Below are 18002 nucleotides of genomic sequence, written 5' to 3' on the forward strand. Positions count from 1 at the left end.
GCGTGTATTAGGGCGCCAACAGTAGGCGCTTTAGGCGATGCAGGGCAGAAAAATGCTCCTGCATTTTCTGCATTCATTACATCCTTGTAACTCAGCAATTGCCGAGGAGCAAAAATCTGCCCTGCCGCCGACACCTGCCAATCGAGCAACCGTACCCTCCATAAAATAGGGAAGTTATTTTCGACCAAATCCTTAGCACTTCCCTTTCCGTTTTAAATTTACAAATTAGCAAATATTTTATGACCAAGCTTCCCAACGTCTCCATGCTATCCCTGCATGAAAAAATCCAACTTTTCGATTTGCTGAAAAATGAACTTCAAGAATATCTAAATGAAAGCGAAACAGCGCTGAGCTTTTATAATTTGAAAGTCACTTATGAAAATGTTCTTTGCCTAGCATTCGACAAGCATGAAGCGCTTGAAATTCTCGAGGAAAACATACAAAGCCTGTGCAAAGATTTCCAGGTTAATGAAGTAACTCTGATCGATTTAGTTAATTCCAGGTACAACGTGATAGCCGACGATAAAAGGGTCGCCGAGGAAATTAAGGACGATTTAAAAGCCCTGTGGGAATTAGATGCGGACGACCTGCGGGACAAGGAAAAGTTACTTACCTACTTTGACTTGATAAAGTCCGACCATGTAAAAAAACTGTTGCAACAGCATATAGACCAGTTTTGAAGTCGGCGAAAAAATTTCGTACAACTAACCAATCCGAATACCCCATTTTTTAGGTTATGTTCGCGTTAATAGTTGAAATTAATACGGCACTCATCTCGAAACTTGAAGGCTGTAGGGTACGCTACGCGTACCATAGCAGCACCACCTGAGTTTAACGTGCCCTCAGGTTGTTGCCTTGTGCCCCGACATTAGGTGCGCGCAGCGTACCCTACAATTCACTTTGAATTTTTAAGTACTTCCGGTAGTGGTAGGTATTTTCAACTATTACCGCATACATAGCTTTTTTTAGCCGACGCGGATTCAACTAACAAGTGCAATTCATTTTGTGTATAAAGGGATTAAGAGACGATCATACCAAAGCCCGCGCCTTCTGAAAAAACGCGAAGGCCGTTTTCCGCATGAATCTTCGAGAGTAGCGGTTATTGGTAAACGGCATTTTCGGAACCCGGTATATACCCGTCGCAGATCAAAATTCGGCGCCTGGGTATCCGCTAAAGGACGCCGTAAATACGTCCATGTAGATCCATGCTGGCAAAGCCTTTGTGAGCGCCATGGATGGCGTGAATGTCGATTTTGCAGGAGCGAAAATCGACCGGACACCCGGGCGCCTCTTCTGGCACTGTCGAAATTTGAAGTGCGAAAGGAATAACAGCTATTTATGCCAGCGGGCCTTCATATAATCCATTGCTTCTTGTACATTCAACTCTCGGGTACCGCCGCCGGTTCTCAAATAAAGCTTCGGGTTGTTACCTTGTTGAATGAAGACAGGGCGTGTTGACGGCAGCACGATCAGGCGGCAAATATCCAAACCGTCGAGATCATGAAAAACGACCCGGACGAATTGACAGATATCGGCGCCCATATTTGTCGCGATCATGGTCATGATCAGTTGTTCATATCCGTCGCGTCCGGGTTTTTTCAACGTTTGATAATCCTTGTCTAAACCCAGAATTTCACCCTCGTCGGATAAACCGATCAATAATGTGCCGCCTTGTCCGTTCATAAAGCCGGCCAAGGTCTTGATCACGACGCCTTCGAGCGCGCGATTAACTCGATTTTCAACGATATCCCAGCGCAGTGACGACTTAAATTCCAAATACGGATTTTCTCCCTGCTTAATCAGCGCCTCTAAATCTTTGTCCAGCTCATGCGTTAGCTGTTGGATTTGCAGCCAGCGCCGATGCATGACATTGTAAAGCAACGCGGTAATGCAGCCTAAACTAGCGCCGACGAATGCATAAAACGTTGTTTTCATCGGTGTCTTGCCTCCCAGCGAATCCATCATTTCACCGGTCACATATCGAATCACGCTCGCTGCATCGGGTCGGTAGCGTTCGTGTTCGAAGTAATAAACGAATTCGTTGATCGGGTATAAAAAGAAAAAGCCGATCAAGGCACCGAGCAAGGCGGCCATAAAATATAAAACAACCCAATGCCGGGTACGAAATAAAACTAAACTGGTCAGAAACTGCATAGTGGAATTAAATTAGCCTGATATGAATTCGTTAAACTCATCGAGTTAATACTCCATCTCGACTGCCAGTTCCCGACGCAGTCTAGTCTACCGCTTACATCCATATAAGCGTCTTCGAGAAGGGAAAAATGAATACCAAAATCATGCCGGAGGATCTTAGTTAAACCCGGCATGAATCGTCTATTCAACCAAGAACTGCCGCATCATACCTAAGTTTTCATGCTCCAGATTATGACAGTGGTATAAGAACAGGCCTTTAAAATCCTGGAAGGGTTTGGCAATTTCTACTTCTTCTCCAGGCATCACCAACACCGTATCTTTCCAGCCGCTGTCGATAAAGCCATCCTTAACGGTTTCATAGCCTTTCGAGCCCATCGGGCCGATTTTTCGGGATAGAACTTGATATTGCTGACCGTGTAAATGAATCGGATGCGCCATCGATAGATTCATTCCGCCCATCATACCCATGCCGTCTCCTTCTTGCATACCACCGCCCATTTGCATGTCGGTATCGCCGCCGTGCCGCATGCCACGCATACCACTACGATCGCGCATGCCGCGACCCATGCCCATTCCGCCTTCATGATTGGCTTGTTGCGCATCGCCGTCATGTTGCATACCGCTCATCATGTCCATGCCGCCGCCATGCCGCATGCCGCCCATTTTACCCATGCCGCCTCGGCCATGACCGTCTTGCATCGATTCATCGTCTTGTTTATCGGCGCCATGCTCCATCTGCATAGCCGAATCGTCTTTCGGTTTAGCGCCGTGATCCATTTTTGCGTCGCCGTGCTGACCTCCTCCGGGGCCATGATCATGAAAAATTTTGATTTTTTTGATCGACCCTAGTTTAACCTTTTCAAAATCGAATACATGATCCAATGTAAACGATTTGCCGTTCAGTTGCGGTCGCATCGGTTTTTCGGAAATCCCGATCGGAATCGGTTTAGCGGCATTGTCGACGCTTGCCTCGGTCAGACGATCGAAGGCGACCAATTTCGTCGGTAGTTTGGGCGAGTCTTCGGCTGCTGCGGTAACATTGAAAGTAGCGACTGCAAATTTAGCGCCCTGCGCTAAGCCGCCCGACATCATTCCGCCGCCCATCATCCCCATACCCATACCCATGCCGCGGGTTTCATTTGCCGGGTCATCATCCATGCCGCCATGATCGCTTTGCATGCCGCGCATGCGTTCGTACATCGGAGGCATCGCGCCAGTATAAGACAAACTATACAAAACGAGCTTCGACCCGACTTCGCGTCCGCTAAAGTCGAGCCAAAGATCGACCCTCTCGCCGGGCGCCAGCATAATATAGGGGCGGGTTTCCGGCTTTTCCAGTAAATGGGCATCGGTGCCGATCGCGGTCAACGGCGTACCGTCATCCCAACCCAATTTATAGATTCTGGAATTGGAACCGTTCAAGGCCCTAAACCGGTAGGCGCGTGTCTTGACAGAGAATTCGGCATCCTCTTTGCCGTTGACGATGATTTTATCGCCGAGAAAGCCCATCATTTTGTCATGCATGCCGCGCACATAACGCAATTGGTTTTTAGCATCGAAGCGCCTGTCTTGCAGCACCAGAGGAACATCGTATTCGCCGCTCGGCAATCCCAAGGCTTTTTCGGCCTCGTCGGTGACTTGAATCAAACCTGCCAAACCGAAATACACTTGATCGCCGGTGACTTCATGTGCATGTGAATGATAAAAACTGGTGCCGGCCGGATTCATCACTTCAAATTCATATACATATTGCTCGCCGGGGCCTATCGTATACATCGGATGCCCGTCGCTCGCTTGCGGCACATGCAATCCGTGCCAGTGGATGATCGACGGTTCGTTTAACCGATTTTTATAATAAACCCTGACTTTTTGGCCTTTGACCAGATTCATAACCGGTCCCAAAAAATTATCGCCGAGGTCTTGCAGAGTATTCTCAGGTCCTTTCAATAGCTTGCCATAATACTTTTGTACTTTAGACTTCTCCCCATTGCTTAAAATCGGCATGAAAGCGTTACGCGAGGTAAATTCAATTTCGACATCGGGATGGAAGTCGGGGGAGGGTTCGCTCTTGATTTGTTTCATCGCCGCGGCGCTGATGCCGGGCAGGGATGCGGCGGCCACGCCGAAAAACGAATATTGTAAAAATTGACGCCGTTGTGGATTGATGATACTTGACATTATTCCTTCCTCATTTGTAATTATAATTTTCGAACGGATGCGCGATAACAACACCTCTTAACCGCGTGGTCTTGCTTCCACCGTTTTGTTCATCTTGGTTATTACGATGTACTAGGAAACTGGGATTAATCTACTTATTTTTTTATTCGTTCCAACTTTACAAAACTGTACCCGAAAGAAACGTCCGGGTCATCGTGAATATCTTCACGATGCGTCTCCAACCAATGATCAGCCTCGATTTCCGGAAAAAAAGTATCGCCTTCGAACGTCCGCCTAACCTCGGTTAGGTATAGGCTATCGGCTATCGGCAGCATGGCCTCGTAAAATGTCGCACCGCCGATCACGAAAATTTCGTTATGATTGCGGCAACTTGCCATCGCGCTTTCGATATCGTTATACACCTCGCAGCCCGATGGCCGGTAATCAGTGTTACGCGTAATAACGATATTAGTCCGTCCCGGCAACGGCCTGCCGATCGACTCGTACGTTTTACGGCCCATCAATATCGGCGATCCCATCGTGATGGACTTGAATTTTTTCAGGTCCGCAGATAAATGCCACGGCAAGCTGTTATCGATACCGATCACACGATTACTAGACATGGCGACGATTAGAGATATTTTCATTTTTTTAAAAAAGGGTCTTTGCTATTCTTGGACGATTTGTTTTGGAATTCATCATACTATGAAAAACGTTTTGCTTGTATTTACCGGCGGCACGATCGGCTCGGAGGCTTCCTGCGGCACGATCGCAACTTCCGCCAACGCGCCTTACCGTTTACTACAGCTATTTGAACGACAGTATCCGGAGCATTCACAAATCGACTTCACGACGATAAGACCGGTTCAAATTTTAAGCGAAAATATTACGCCGGGCTTTTGGGAAACATTGATCAAAGCTATCGAGGCAGAGCAACCGGAACGCTACGACGGCATCATCGTCACGCACGGCACCGATACCTTAGCCTATACCGCCGCTGCGCTAAGCCTTTATTTCCATGCATTAAACAAACCAATGCTGCTGGTGTCGAGCGACCGTCCTCTTGATCACCCCGAGGCCAACGGCTTGAAAAATTTTATTGCCGCAGTCGAATTTATTAGGCAACGCCGCGAAACGGGCGTTTTCGTCCCTTATCAAAACCGGGGCGAATGCACGCAAATCCATTTGGGCAGCCGCCTGGCTTCTTCGCTGCAACTCAGCGGCGATTTTATCAGTGTGCAAAACAAATGTTATTGCCATTTCGAAAACGGCGTTTTTTCCGAACCGCTCATCACGCTTAAAAACAAAGCCGCCGCGGCTTTCGATTTAAAACCGGATTTCGCGAAACGCATCGCATTAATCAGGCCTTATCCAGGTTTAAATTACACGCTGTTTAACTTGGATGGCATCGATGCGGTATTGCACGATCTCTATCATTCCGGCACCGCCTGCGCCTCGATGCAGAGGGGTGCTGATTGGTCATTGCTGCCGTTTATCGAACGTTGCCGGAAACAGGGCATTCCGGTTTATCTAGCGCCGTCGATACACTCCGATAGCGCCTACGAAAGTACGCGCGAATTACTCGAACAAGGCGCTGAAATGCTCTGGAATCTGTCGCTCGAATGCGCCTATGTGAAACTGCTGCTGGCATACGGTAATTTTAGCGAAGGCGGAATTACGAGTTTTATCGAACGGAATATTGCCGGAGAGCACGTTGCCTGTGCAAAAAGCAATTCCATATGACCTTATTTATCAAATTAAAATTCAATGTCGTAAAACCTTAAACCTAAAAAGATATTTTGAACCCGAAGAAGGTAATTATTGACATCCCCCTATCGTTCTCAAGCTCCAGCGTGAGAATGTCGGGGTTGGATAATCACCCAAAAAACTGTGCCGTAATCATTTTTTGGATTGCAAAGATTCCCATATAGATTCAAACATTATTTTTAGGCTGCTCTAAAGCAAGTAAAAATCCGTATTTTTATTTCCACATTTGTATGCTTAAAATGTTAGTCTTAGCCGACCGATTAACCCTAACAACAATAATACAATAATGGAAAACGGCACTTCCTTCGAATCTACGGCGCCATATATAGTTGGCATCGGCGCTTCGGCCGGCGGCCTTGAGGCGATCGAGTCATTCTTCAAGAAAATGCCGATCAATTCCGGACTCGCATTTGTCGTCGTCCAGCATCTTTCGCCCGATTATAAAAGCCTGATGGCTGAATTACTGTCCAAGCATACCGAAATGCCCGTACATCGGATCGAGGATGGCATGGCAGTCAATCAGAACCACATTTACCTGATACCCCCGCGTCAAAACCTAACCATTTTTCACGGCAAGCTGTTGCTCAAGGAACAAGTTCGAACAGAAGGACTCAATCTACCGGTCGATATCTTCTTGCGGTCTCTAGCCGAAGACGCGGGCAGCCAAGCGATTGCGATTATTTTGTCCGGAACAGGCAGCGACGGCACTCGCGGCATTCGTGCAATCAAGGAACACGGAGGCATGGTGATGGTGCAAGACGAAGAATCCGCCAAATTCACCGGCATGCCGAACAATGCAACCGGAACCGGACTGGCCGATTTTATTCTGGCGCCGGACGAAATGCCGACGCAATTATCATCCTTCATCAAACATCCTTATTCCGGCAGCTTGGAAACGGACATCATTCCACAAGGCGGAACCAGCATTACCCGCATCTTCGCGTTGCTTCGCGAAAAATGCAAAATCGATTTTACCTATTACAAACCCAGTACCGTAATGCGCCGTATCGAGAGGCGGGTCAGCATCAATCAACTTGCCGACTTGACCGACTATGTCCGGTTCATGGAAACGAACCAGCAAGAAATCAATACTCTTTATCAAGAGCTTTTGATCGGCGTGACCTGTTTTTTCCGAGACGAATTCGTTTTTCAAGAGTTCAATGAAAAATGGCTGCCTGAATCGATCGGGCGACTGCAAGGTGAAGACTTGCGTTTGTGGGTAACCGCTTGCTCGACTGGCGAAGAGGCTTATTCTCTAGCAATGTTACTCGCCGAATATCGAGAGCAATCCAATCATTATTTCCGCATCAAAATATTCGCGACCGATATCGATCACAGCGCTATCGAAAAAGCGAGCGCCGGTTTGTATCCTGAAAGCATTGCCGCCGATGTGCCGCCGGAACTGTTGAGCAAATACTTTTCACGCAAGGAAGACAATTTTCAAGTCACGCAAAAAATTAGAGAAATGGTGGTTTTCGCCCAACATAACCTGATCAAGGACCCACCATTCACCAATATCCATATGATCAGTTGTAGAAACGTACTGATTTATCTGCAACCGGTTCTACAAAAAAAATCCTGGAGTTATTCAATTTTTCGCTGACCAAGGACGGTTTGCTACTACTCGGCACCAGCGAAACGATCGGCGATATGGTCGATTATTTCGACTTTGTCAGTCCCAAAACCAAACTATACCGTTCCAAAGGTAAATACAAAGCATCCGGACTGACACCTTTAGAACCTCGCCCCATTTCAGGCTCTATCTTTCAGCCTTCTTTCACAACGACTTTCAACCGTCCATCCATCAATCGGTTTTCCGAAGACCGGACGCTGGAGCGTTTCGTCAACGGCATTGCAGGGGATATTTTGCCGTTCACGATGTTGGTCAACGAAAACATGGAAATCTCGCATACCTTCGGTGAAGCCAGAGACTATTTATCCTATCCTAGCGGTAAGATCAGCAGCGAAATCACTAAAATCGTCATAAAGGATCTGGCAATACCCATTGCAACCGGTATCAATAAAGCGTTAAAAGGCACGAATGAAATCGTGTTATCCAATATACGCATTCACGGCCATGATCAATTAAGAACGGTTACGCTGACCGTCAAAAACTTGCCCGGCAAGAAAAGCCAGGAAAAATTGCTCGCGGTCATGATCAGTGAAACAACCGAGCCCAATAAACCAAACTCGACCGAACCACTCTCCTACGACGCCGACATGGATGCCCGGCAACGCATCAACGATTTAGAGCAGGAATTACAATTCACGAGAGAAAACCTGCAAACGACGGTAGAGGAACTGGAAACATCGAACGAAGAGCTGCAAGCAACCAATGAAGAATTACTAGCCAGCAACGAAGAACTGCAAAGTACCAACGAGGAACTGCAATCGGTCAATGAAGAGTTGTACACCGTCAACGCCGAGTATCAAGGCAAGATCACCGAATTAACGCTGCTCAATAACGATTTGGATAATTTGTTCAATAGCACCAATATCGCGACGCTTTTTCTCGACGAAAATCTCGAAGTCAGACGCTTTACCCACCGACTCGAATCGATATTCCATATCCGAGACAACGATCTCGGCCGGCCTTTTTTTCATTTGTCGCATTCGGTTCTCGACTTCAACCTCGATGCAATCGTCAACGAGGTGTCCGAAAATCAAACACCGTTCGAACAAGAATTGCAAACCGCCAACGGCGATTGGTATCTATTGCGCGTATTGCCCTATGCCATATCCGACAATGCCTATGCCGGCATCATTCTGACCTTCATCGATATCGACCGGCTAAAACGCACCGAAACCGAGCTTAAGATACGCGAAAAAATGGAACGCGAACGCTTGGCCAATTTCGCGCTTTATTCTGACGACGCGATCACGCTGCAAGGCTTGGAAGGTAACATCGTCACCTGGAACCGCGGCGCCGAAAAACTGTACGGGTGGACTGAACGGGAAGCCCTGGGAATGAAGTTTCAATCGCTGATGCCGTCTGCCGACATCTCGATCGCAGCTAAGCTGCAACAAAAAAATCATCTAGGCGAAGCCGTGTCACAATTCGAAGCTCGGCGTATTACCAAAAGCGGCAAATTGATCGATGTTTCCGTCACGGCTTCGCTGCTCTATTCCGAAAGCCAAGGCAACGAATTGATCGCCTTGACCGAACGTGATATCAGCGCACATCTGACGGCGGTTAAAAACGATTGCGTCAGTTGCCTTCAACGCCTTGCTTCGCTCGTGATGGATACCGAAGAAGCATTGCTTCTACTGGACCCGCAAGGAAAAATAACCGCTTGGAATAAAGGCGCCGAGAATTTATACGGTTGGCTCAAGCAAGAAGCCATAGGCCGTAATATCGCAGACCTAACGCCCGAATCAGGTAGAACACAAGTGCTACGCTTTATCGCCGGATTGACTCTGGGTTGCTCGGCCCCGCAGACCTTATTGACCCGAAGAGTCACCAAAGATCATCAAGAATTAGCCGTCAAAATAAGCGCATCGGTTCTCGGAGATCACGCCGGAGAGGCGCTTTTGATTGCATTCAGTGAACAACGACACTAAACCGGTACGCACGATGAAGAACAATTCAGGGGATATCGACGATCTAAGGCACGAAGCGGAATCCTTAATCAATTTAGAGTCGGTCAATATCGATGCGGTTTCGCCGCATGATCTACAGACGCTATTTCACGAACTGAATGTGCATCAAATCGAACTGCGCATGCAAAACGAACAGCTTGTAGAAGCGCAGCAACAACTCATTGCGTCGAGAAACGACTTCATTACACTTTTTGACCTAGCACCGGTAGGTTATTTAAGACTGGATGAAAAAGGACGCATTTTACAGTCGAATCGGACCGTGCAAGAAATGCTCGGCAAAAACCATAGCGAATTACGCGATAAATTTCTAGCGGCTTTTATTCATACCGACGACCTAAGTATTTTTAACGCACGTTACAGCGCGTTTTATAAAAAACCGGACGGAAAGCACATCGAGTTGAGATTGCTCGATAGACACAAGAAACCCATTTACATAGAACTCAGCGGACGCCTGATAAAAAATCAAGCAGCCGCGAGTGTCGATTTCAACCAAGATTGTTTACTAGTCAATATCATTGCTATCGGCGAACGCAAAAAAATGGAAGCGCAATTAGAACTTGCCGCGAAAGTGTTCGAGCATAGCCAGGAAGGCATCATGATTACCGCACCCGATACGACCATTCTTAAGATTAATCTCGCTTTTACCGCGGTAACGGGCTATAAACCGGCCGAAGTCATCGGCCGAACGCCCAAAACCCTCTCCTCGGGACGACAAGGCCCGGCGTTTTACCGCGATATGTGGCAAAAAATCAACAAGGAAGGCTGCTGGCAAGGCGAAATCTGGAACCGTAGAAAAAATGGGGATTTATACGCCGAATGGCTCAGCATTTGTCGTATCAACGATAAATTCGGTCGCGTCAGTCATTATATCGGTATCTTCTCCGACATCACGCTGCGCAAACTCAATGAAAAACAAATCGAACAATTAGCTTATTTCGATACGTTGACCGAACTGCCGAATCGCGCTTTATTAAACGACCGGCTCAAGCAAGGCATCGTTCAAGCGGTACGCCATAAATTATGGCTTTCGGTGTTTTTTCTCGACCTGGATCGTTTCAAAATACTCAACGATACCCTCGGTCATTTTGCCGGCGACTTATTACTGCAAAATGTGGCCAAACGCCTCAGGGGCTGCGTGCGAGAAAGCGACACGGTCGCACGTTTCGGCGGCGACGAATTCGTTATTTTATTGACCGATTTCGTCGACGAACAGAGTGCGGCACAGCACAGCGCCGAAATTGCCAAAAAAATACTCGACGTGTTATCGCAACCTTTCGATTTATCCGGCAACCAGTTTATTACATCAACGAGTATTGGTGTTACGCTGTTTCCGAAGGATGGCTCCTCGGTCGGTGAATTGATCAAGAATGCCGATGCTGCGATGTATTACGCAAAAGCTTCTGGACGAAATAATTACCAACTCTTCTCCGATAGCATGCGCTCCGAAGCCCTCACTCGCAGTACACTGGAAAATGATCTGCATCATGCCCTGCCTAACCAAGAATTGGTCGTATACTATCAACCTTTGATCGACTTACAAACAACACCGAATCAAATTATCGGTTTCGAAGCGTTATTACGCTGGAATCATCCGATAAAAGGACCGATTTCACCCGATGACTTCATTCCGATTGCCGAAGAAACCGGTATGATCGTTGCCATCGGCGAATGGGTTTTAAAGACCGCTTGTAAGCAATTCAAGATTTGGCGCGATCAAGATCAGCCGCAATTAACAAAAATTTGCGTCAATCTATCGGCCCGGCAATTTTTGCAAAATGATTTGGTCCATTCGATTAGGCAATGCCTGGAGAACTCGGAGCTTGACCCCGAGTTTTTGGAGATCGAAATCACTGAAACCGTCATGATGCAACATATGTCCGCCGTAATACGTATTTTGCAACAATTGATGCAAATAGGCGTAACCGTATCGTTGGACGATTTCGGAACCGGTTACTCTTCGCTGACATATCTAAAAAAATTTCCGATCAATTCGATCAAGATCGACCGGTCCTTTGTCCGGGACATTTTGAACGACCCCGACGATAAAGTAATCGTCCATTCCATCATTTCGATTGCCCGTCACATGCGTTTGAATATTATTGCCGAAGGCATTGAAAATGCCGAACAAGCCGATTACTTAATGCAAGCAGGTTGCCGTCTCGGACAAGGCTTTTTGTATTCCAAAGCGCTTCCCGCCGAACAATTAGACGCCTTGTTTCCGCCAACTGATTAACCCTACCCTCTAAAATCAATTGTCTTGTGACAATAAGATTTCAGAACTACAATGCAAGCTAGCTCTTCTCTCTCTTTGTAGGAGGATCGTAATGCGCAATTCACTCGTATTAACGCTCGGCATTGCCGTTTTGTTCGGTTGCGAACAATCAGTCGAGACACCGAAAACCGACCCGCTCGAGCCTTCTGCATCGCCCCCTCCGCAGACTCAAGCAGCACCGCCGAGCCGCTATTCCGAAGAAGACAAACTAATCGGTTTACCGCCGGTTCCCATTCCGGAAAACAATCCGCAAACGCCGGCCAAGATTGCGCTTGGCGATAAACTCTTTCACGACAAACGCTTTTCGATCGACGGTACGGTCAGCTGCGCAAATTGCCATGACGACGGCAAGGCCTTCACCGACAATCTACCCGTTTCGGTCGGTCACAGCGGCAAGACCGGCACACGCAATGCCCCGACAGTGCTGAACGCGGCGTTTTATCATTCCCAATTTTGGGACGGACGCGAACCCGATCTCGAAAGTCAAGCGAAACAGCCGTTTATCAACCCGGTCGAACACGGCCTGCCCAATCACGACCCGATTCTCGATATCGTTCGTAGCGACCCGGATTATCAACAGTCTTTTCAAGAAGTCTTTGAAGTTACGGGCGATGCGCTAACGATCGATCATGTCGTACAAGCGATTGCCAGTTTCGAGCGTACGCTAGTCACCGGCAACTCACCGTTCGACCGTTTTTATTTCAAAGGCGAAACCGATGCGATGACCGACGCGCAAATTCGCGGCTTCAACTTATTCATCGGCCAAGGCCGGTGCGTATCTTGTCATGTGATCGAACAGGATAATGCGACCTTCACCGACAGCCGCTTTCATAATATCGGTATCGGCATCGATTCTATCGAATCTGACATTCCGACCTTGACGCAAGCCTTCCTCGAAGCGAAAAATCAAGATAAGGACGTCGATATCATGGTGCTGACCGATCCGAAATCATCGGAACTCGGCCGTTTCGCAGTCACTGACGAATTGAACAAGATCGGCGCATTCAAGACGCCGACGCTACGCAATGTCGAATTAACCGCGCCCTACATGCATGACGGCAGCCTGAAAACCTTGCGCGAAGTCATCGTGCATTACAACAACGGCGGCGTCGCGGAGGCTAGCGCACGTGTCAACGATTTCTTGAGCGGCGGCATACGCCCGCTCAACTTAACCGGCACGCAAATCGACGATCTGGTCGAGTTCATGAAAGCATTGACCAGCCCTAAAAAACCGGCCGAAACCGAATCGGCTCAAGCGGTTAATTGAAGGAGACTTGAACGATGAATACGATCCATAAAAGCCGCCGGAATTTTTTGAAGACAGCGGGAGCAGCGGCCATCGGCAGCACGTTACCGATTAGCCTGATTGAATTAGCCTTTGCCGACACGGCCGAAAATTTTACGTTCGCCTATATTTCCGACGCCCATATTCAACATATCGAAGGCACGCGCTTCGTCCGCAATTGGGATCGGGGACTGATTCGCGCGGTGGCCGAAACCAATCTACTGGTACCGAAGCCCGATTTCGTGTTTTTCGGAGGGGATTTGGCCCAACTCGGCACGAAAGCCGAATTGGATCACGGCGCTGAAATCATATCGGCATTGCGCTATAAAGTCCATTATGTAATGGGCGAGCACGACTATTATCTCGATCTCGGCGACTATTGGGAGCAACTGTTCGGCGCGCAATATTACAGCTTCAATCATAAGGGCGTGCATTTCGTCGTTTTGAACAGCATTCGGACTTACGACGACTGGACTTTCAACCGCTGGCCGAGCAACGAACAACGTATGCTGGAAATGGCCGGACTCGACAATCCGAACGGATCGCCGTTCATGGTCGGCGAGGAGCAAAGAAACTGGCTCAAATCCGATTTATCCAAAGTCGCCAAAACCACACCGATCGTCGTGTTATCGCATTCACCGCTGCAAAAAATATTCAAAGGCTGGAATTTCTGGACCGAAGACGCCGAACAAATCCAAGCCTTACTCAAACCTTTCGATAAGGTATCGGTGATTTACGGCCATGTTCATCAAATCCAATACAACCAGATCGGCAACATCAGCTTCAATTCGGTCATGGCTACTGCATGGCCATGGCCTTATCCGCAGTCTTATGCCCAGGCCGAGCAATATCTGCCGAAATTGACCGTCCCAATAAACCGCGCCGATCCTTTTTTCGAGCGCGACGCGACCGGCTGGCAGTTTATCAATATGAACAACGGCAATATCGACTTGCATTACACGCTGTATAACAATACCGCGCGTTCGGTGATCTACAACACCAAAACCAAGCAACCGGAAGACAGCGCTTATCAAAGCGAAGACGCTCGCATTCCGCCGCAAACGCATTTCTAGGATTCCGACCCGGAGAACCGCATGAACCTCAAACTCATTAAAGCTATCCTATTGCTTCCGTCGGTGCTGGCATTAGCAATACCCACCGCTTCCGCCGATGAATTTACCGATACCGACCTCGAGCGCTGGCAACAGCAATTCATGGGAGTCGTTCAACAAGGCCGCGACCTATGGACCAGCCCGGAACTAGGCACCAACGGCGTCGCTTGCGCACAGTGCCATCCGAATGCCGCGAACACGCATCCCGAAACTTATCCGAAATTTCAAAAACAGCTAGGTAAAGTCGTGCCGATGTGGGAAATGATCAATTGGTGTCTAAAAAATCCGCTCGAAGGCCAACCGCTTGCCGCCGACGACCCGAAAATGACCGCCATTCAGGCTTATGTGACGCACGAACGGCGCGGCGTGAAGCTGGAGCCGGGCAAGCATTGAGCTTCTTCATGCTTGGGGTTTACTCAATTTCGTAAACAACCGATGATTTATTCGGCCGAAGCAAAGAGCGATCATCGCGCCCTTCACGATAAAAATCATAATCATGCTGCCCGAATAGCGCGTTTTCTCGCGGGCGTTATTCAACCCGCTCCTAACATTTCGATTTGCCTTACCATGACGGGAATGTTTAGGATTTTGCAATAAATAACTTCCGGGAGTTATTTGTCATGAAGTCCTTATGTTTTTTCGGCCAAAAAATTTGTGGATAATTTTTGATGAAAGCGACTACCGGCATGACGGATATAAAAGATATCTCGGGCCATATCAAGTTTGAGCAAATCGATGCGGATACCTGGTCAATTCGCTTGGCCGGCAGTTGGACTCAAGGCGCTAATATAAAACCTGTCGAACAAGTGTTGGCGCAACTTGCCGCCACCACGCCCTTTGCGCGATTAACGCTGCAAGCCGGCGATCTTGACCGTTGGGACAGCCGCTTGCCGACGTATCTGCTCGCAATGCTGGACTATTGCCAAGCCAAGAACATTCAAGCCGACTTATCGGGCCTGCCGGAAGGCATTCAAGGCCTACTTAATCTGGCTCGCGCCGTTCCGGAACGTGCCGGCGATCGCCGTTCGGCGCAACAAACGCCGGCCTTGGCTAAAATTGGCATGATGGTATTAAGCGGACTCGCCGACATCAAAAGGCTCATTATATTTATCGGTGAAACGGTACAGGCCGGCGTTTCGCTGATGCGAGGCAAGGCTCGATTTCGCACCGTCGATTTATTTTTGTGTATACAAGAGACGGGCCCCGGAGCCTTGGCGATCGTTACGCTGATCAGTTTATTAGTCGGCCTGATTCTGGCTTTCGTCGGAGCGGTGCAACTGGCGATGTTCGGTGCGCAAATTTTCATTGCCGACCTAGTTGGTTTGGGAACGGTACGCGAAATGGGCGCTTTGATGACAGCGGTCATTATGTCCGGCCGCACGGGAGCAGCCTATGCCGCGCAGCTGGGCACGATGAATGTCAACAGCGAAATAGACGCGCTCAAGACCATGGGTATATCGCCGATGGAATTTCTGGTGTTGCCAAGAATGTTGGCGTTAATCTTAATGCTGCCGTTGTTGTGTATTTATGCCGACTTTATGGGTATTCTCGGCGGAGCCATCGTTACCACCAACGCCTTCGATGTATCCTTGACCCAATATTTTAATCAACTCAGCAAGGCCGTCGATCTCACCGACTTCAGCATAGGTTTATTCAAAAGCTTGGTGTTTGCGGTACTGATCGCCACTGCAGGCTGCATGCGAGGCATGCAATGCGGACGCAGCGCCTCGGCGGTCGGCGATGCCGCGACGGCCGCCGTCGTCAACAGCATCGTCTATATCGTCGTAGCCGACTCTATCATCACATTAATCTGTAATCGGCTGGGCATTTGAACACATTTCGAAAATCATCATGAACACGCCTCATATCACGGTAAAGGATTTGACGATGGCTTACGGCGACTTCGTGATTCAACGCGATTTGAATTTTACGATTAACCGCGGCGATGTTTTCGTTATCATGGGCGGTAGCGGTTGCGGCAAAAGCACACTGCTAAAACACTTAATCGGCCTTCAGCGACCGGCACGGGGCGATATCATTTACGATCGGCAAAATTTTTGGCGCGCAAGCGATGCGGAACGCATTCGAATCTTGCGGCGCATAGGCGTTCTGTATCAAAGCGGCGCCTTATTCAGCTCGCTAACCTTGGCCGAAAATATTGCCTTGCCGCTCGGCGAATTTACCGATTTCAGCCGCACGGAAATCGCCGATATCGTTTCTTACAAACTTGCATTGGTAGGCCTGGCTGGTTTCGAAGACTATTATCCTTCCGAAATCAGCGGCGGCATGCAAAAACGGGCGGGGCTGGCCAGGGCGATGGCGCTCGACCCGGAAATACTGTTTTTCGATGAGCCGTCTGCCGGACTCGACCCTGTCAGTGCAAGGCTTTTGGACGATCTGATCATCAATTTGAGCGATGCCTTAGGCACGACGATTGTCGTTGTTACCCACGAACTGGCCAGTATCTTTGCCATTGGCACGAACGCGGTGTTTCTCGACCCTGAAACCAAAACCATGCTGGCTACCGGATCACCCAAACACTTGCTGGCCGAATCCAAAGATTCCAAAATCATTCAATTCTTGACTCGAGGCGAGGGCAATGTCGAGACAACGCGTTAATAGAGGGCTAGCAGTCTTATGAGTAAACCGATAAACCCATTGGCGATAGGCAGTTTTACGATCGGCGCGGTCGCACTGGTCATCGTGGCCTTGTTTATATTTGGCGGCGGCCAGTTTTTTAAATCGGATAAAGTTTACTTTGTGGTGTTCTTCGACTCTTCTCTCAACGGTCTGAATGTTGGAGCCCCGGTAAAAATGCAGGGCGTGCAAATCGGCGAAGTCACCGATATCGCATTACAATTCGATAAAACCTCAATTAAGGTTTATAAGCCCGTCGTGGTAGCGATCGATCGCCAAAAGATGATGGGCACGAGTGGTAAGACTTTCAATATAGCCATGACGAAAGAAGAGCGATTAGCTCTTCGGGACAGATTGGTTGATGCTGGATTTCGTGCTCGCTTGGAAACACAAAGCTTATTGACCGGCCTTCTCTATGTCGATGTAGATAAGCACCCCAATAAGCCTCCCGTATTTGCTAAGCTGGACTATAAAGGGATTCCTGAGTTTCCGGGCATCCTAACAACCAGCGACGAAATCCTGCATTCGGCGGAAGAATTTGTCAATCAATTACGCGAATTGCCGCTGGAACAAATCGTCACCGACTTTGCCGACAGTTTAAGAGAAATGAAAGACCTGCTAGCATCCGATGAACTCAAGCAATCTCAGGTTGCTCTCGCTCATGCCATGGAGGGGATGGAAAAGGCGGTTGGCACGCTCAACCGCAACCTTGAACCGATGCTCAAGACTACGCATACAGCTATTAACAACACGAATTTATTGGTCCAAGATTCCAGATCGATGGTTCAGGATATCAAACCTATTTTGGCTTCCGCTAACAACGCCTTGACTGCAGCGACCGCCGCCTTGAATAAGGCACAGTACTCGGTAACCATGGTCGGCGATACCTTTGGCCCAGAATCGGTTTTAATCGAAACGCTGGAATCGGTCAACGATGCATCGAGGTCGATCAAAGAACTGACCGATTATTTGGAAAGGCATCCGGAATCGTTGATTTCCGGTAAACATAACTAGAGAA

Annotated in this window: 14 protein-coding genes; 11 read left to right on the forward strand and 3 right to left on the reverse strand. The window is 48.4% G+C overall.

Features of this window, described 5'->3' with window-relative positions; genetic code table 11:
* Nucleotides 1-239: 239 nt before the first annotated feature.
* Nucleotides 240-680 (forward strand): hypothetical protein, encoded by a 441-nt coding sequence (locus tag ACRJJO_RS00095; protein ID WP_431063984.1) that lies wholly within the window; start codon nucleotides 240-242, stop codon nucleotides 678-680.
* 652 nt (nucleotides 681-1332) lie between these two features.
* On the opposite strand, the gene ACRJJO_RS00100 is transcribed toward ACRJJO_RS00095, so the two are convergent.
* From ACRJJO_RS00100 to ACRJJO_RS00110, 3 genes are all read right to left on the reverse strand, one after another.
* Nucleotides 1333-2154 (reverse strand): AlbA family DNA-binding domain-containing protein, encoded by an 822-nt coding sequence (locus tag ACRJJO_RS00100; RefSeq protein ID WP_431063985.1) that lies wholly within the window; start codon nucleotides 2152-2154, stop codon nucleotides 1333-1335.
* A gap of 180 nt (nucleotides 2155-2334) precedes the next feature.
* Nucleotides 2335-4332 (reverse strand): multicopper oxidase family protein, encoded by a 1998-nt coding sequence (locus ACRJJO_RS00105; protein WP_431063986.1) that lies wholly within the window; start codon nucleotides 4330-4332, stop codon nucleotides 2335-2337.
* A 134-nt stretch (nucleotides 4333-4466) separates the two neighbouring features.
* Entirely contained in the window at nucleotides 4467-4958 is a 492-nt protein-coding gene (locus ACRJJO_RS00110; protein WP_431063987.1) for a dihydrofolate reductase, read from the reverse strand.
* A gap of 58 nt (nucleotides 4959-5016) precedes the next feature.
* Between ACRJJO_RS00110 and ACRJJO_RS00115 the strand changes: the two genes are divergently transcribed.
* The 10 genes from ACRJJO_RS00115 to ACRJJO_RS00160 all read left to right on the forward strand — a co-directional run bounded on the left by ACRJJO_RS00115 (nucleotide 5017) and on the right by ACRJJO_RS00160 (nucleotide 17998).
* The gene (locus ACRJJO_RS00115) at nucleotides 5017-6054 is read left to right on the forward strand and encodes an asparaginase (protein WP_431063988.1); all 1038 of its coding nucleotides are present in this window, start codon (nucleotides 5017-5019) and stop codon (nucleotides 6052-6054) included.
* A 310-nt stretch (nucleotides 6055-6364) separates the two neighbouring features.
* Nucleotides 6365-7681 carry a chemotaxis protein CheB gene (locus ACRJJO_RS00120; RefSeq protein WP_431063989.1) on the forward strand — a complete coding sequence of 439 codons (1317 nt, stop codon included), beginning with the start codon at nucleotides 6365-6367 and terminating at the stop codon, nucleotides 7679-7681.
* Nucleotides 7682-7692: 11 nt separating this feature from the next.
* Nucleotides 7693-9639 (forward strand): PAS domain S-box protein, encoded by a 1947-nt coding sequence (locus ACRJJO_RS00125; protein ID WP_431063990.1) that lies wholly within the window; start codon nucleotides 7693-7695, stop codon nucleotides 9637-9639.
* A 13-nt stretch (nucleotides 9640-9652) separates the two neighbouring features.
* Nucleotides 9653-11911, forward strand: a complete 2259-nt coding sequence (locus ACRJJO_RS00130; RefSeq protein WP_431063991.1) for an EAL domain-containing protein — start codon at nucleotides 9653-9655, stop codon at nucleotides 11909-11911.
* A 91-nt stretch (nucleotides 11912-12002) separates the two neighbouring features.
* Nucleotides 12003-13217, forward strand: coding sequence for a cytochrome-c peroxidase (locus ACRJJO_RS00135; protein WP_431063992.1), 1215 nt, complete (start codon nucleotides 12003-12005; stop codon nucleotides 13215-13217).
* A 14-nt stretch (nucleotides 13218-13231) separates the two neighbouring features.
* Entirely contained in the window at nucleotides 13232-14308 is a 1077-nt protein-coding gene (locus ACRJJO_RS00140; RefSeq protein WP_431063993.1) for a metallophosphoesterase, read from the forward strand.
* Between the two features lie 21 nt (nucleotides 14309-14329).
* A complete protein-coding gene (locus tag ACRJJO_RS00145) occupies nucleotides 14330-14740 on the forward strand; it encodes a cytochrome C (RefSeq protein WP_431063994.1) in 411 nt (136 codons plus the stop codon).
* Nucleotides 14741-15015: 275 nt separating this feature from the next.
* Nucleotides 15016-16179, forward strand: a complete 1164-nt coding sequence (locus tag ACRJJO_RS00150; protein WP_431063995.1) for an MlaE family lipid ABC transporter permease subunit — start codon at nucleotides 15016-15018, stop codon at nucleotides 16177-16179.
* Between the two features lie 19 nt (nucleotides 16180-16198).
* Complete coding sequence (locus ACRJJO_RS00155) at nucleotides 16199-16966, forward strand: ABC transporter ATP-binding protein (RefSeq protein ID WP_431063996.1); 768 nt, start codon at nucleotides 16199-16201, stop codon at nucleotides 16964-16966.
* 18 nt (nucleotides 16967-16984) lie between these two features.
* Nucleotides 16985-17998, forward strand: coding sequence for an MlaD family protein (locus ACRJJO_RS00160; protein WP_431063997.1), 1014 nt, complete (start codon nucleotides 16985-16987; stop codon nucleotides 17996-17998).
* The last annotated feature ends 4 nt before the right edge of the window (nucleotides 17999-18002 follow it).

Origin of the sequence: Methylotuvimicrobium sp. (assembly GCF_050611805.1) — a bacterium.
In the GTDB taxonomy this organism is placed as follows: domain Bacteria; phylum Pseudomonadota; class Gammaproteobacteria; order Methylococcales; family Methylomonadaceae; genus Methylotuvimicrobium.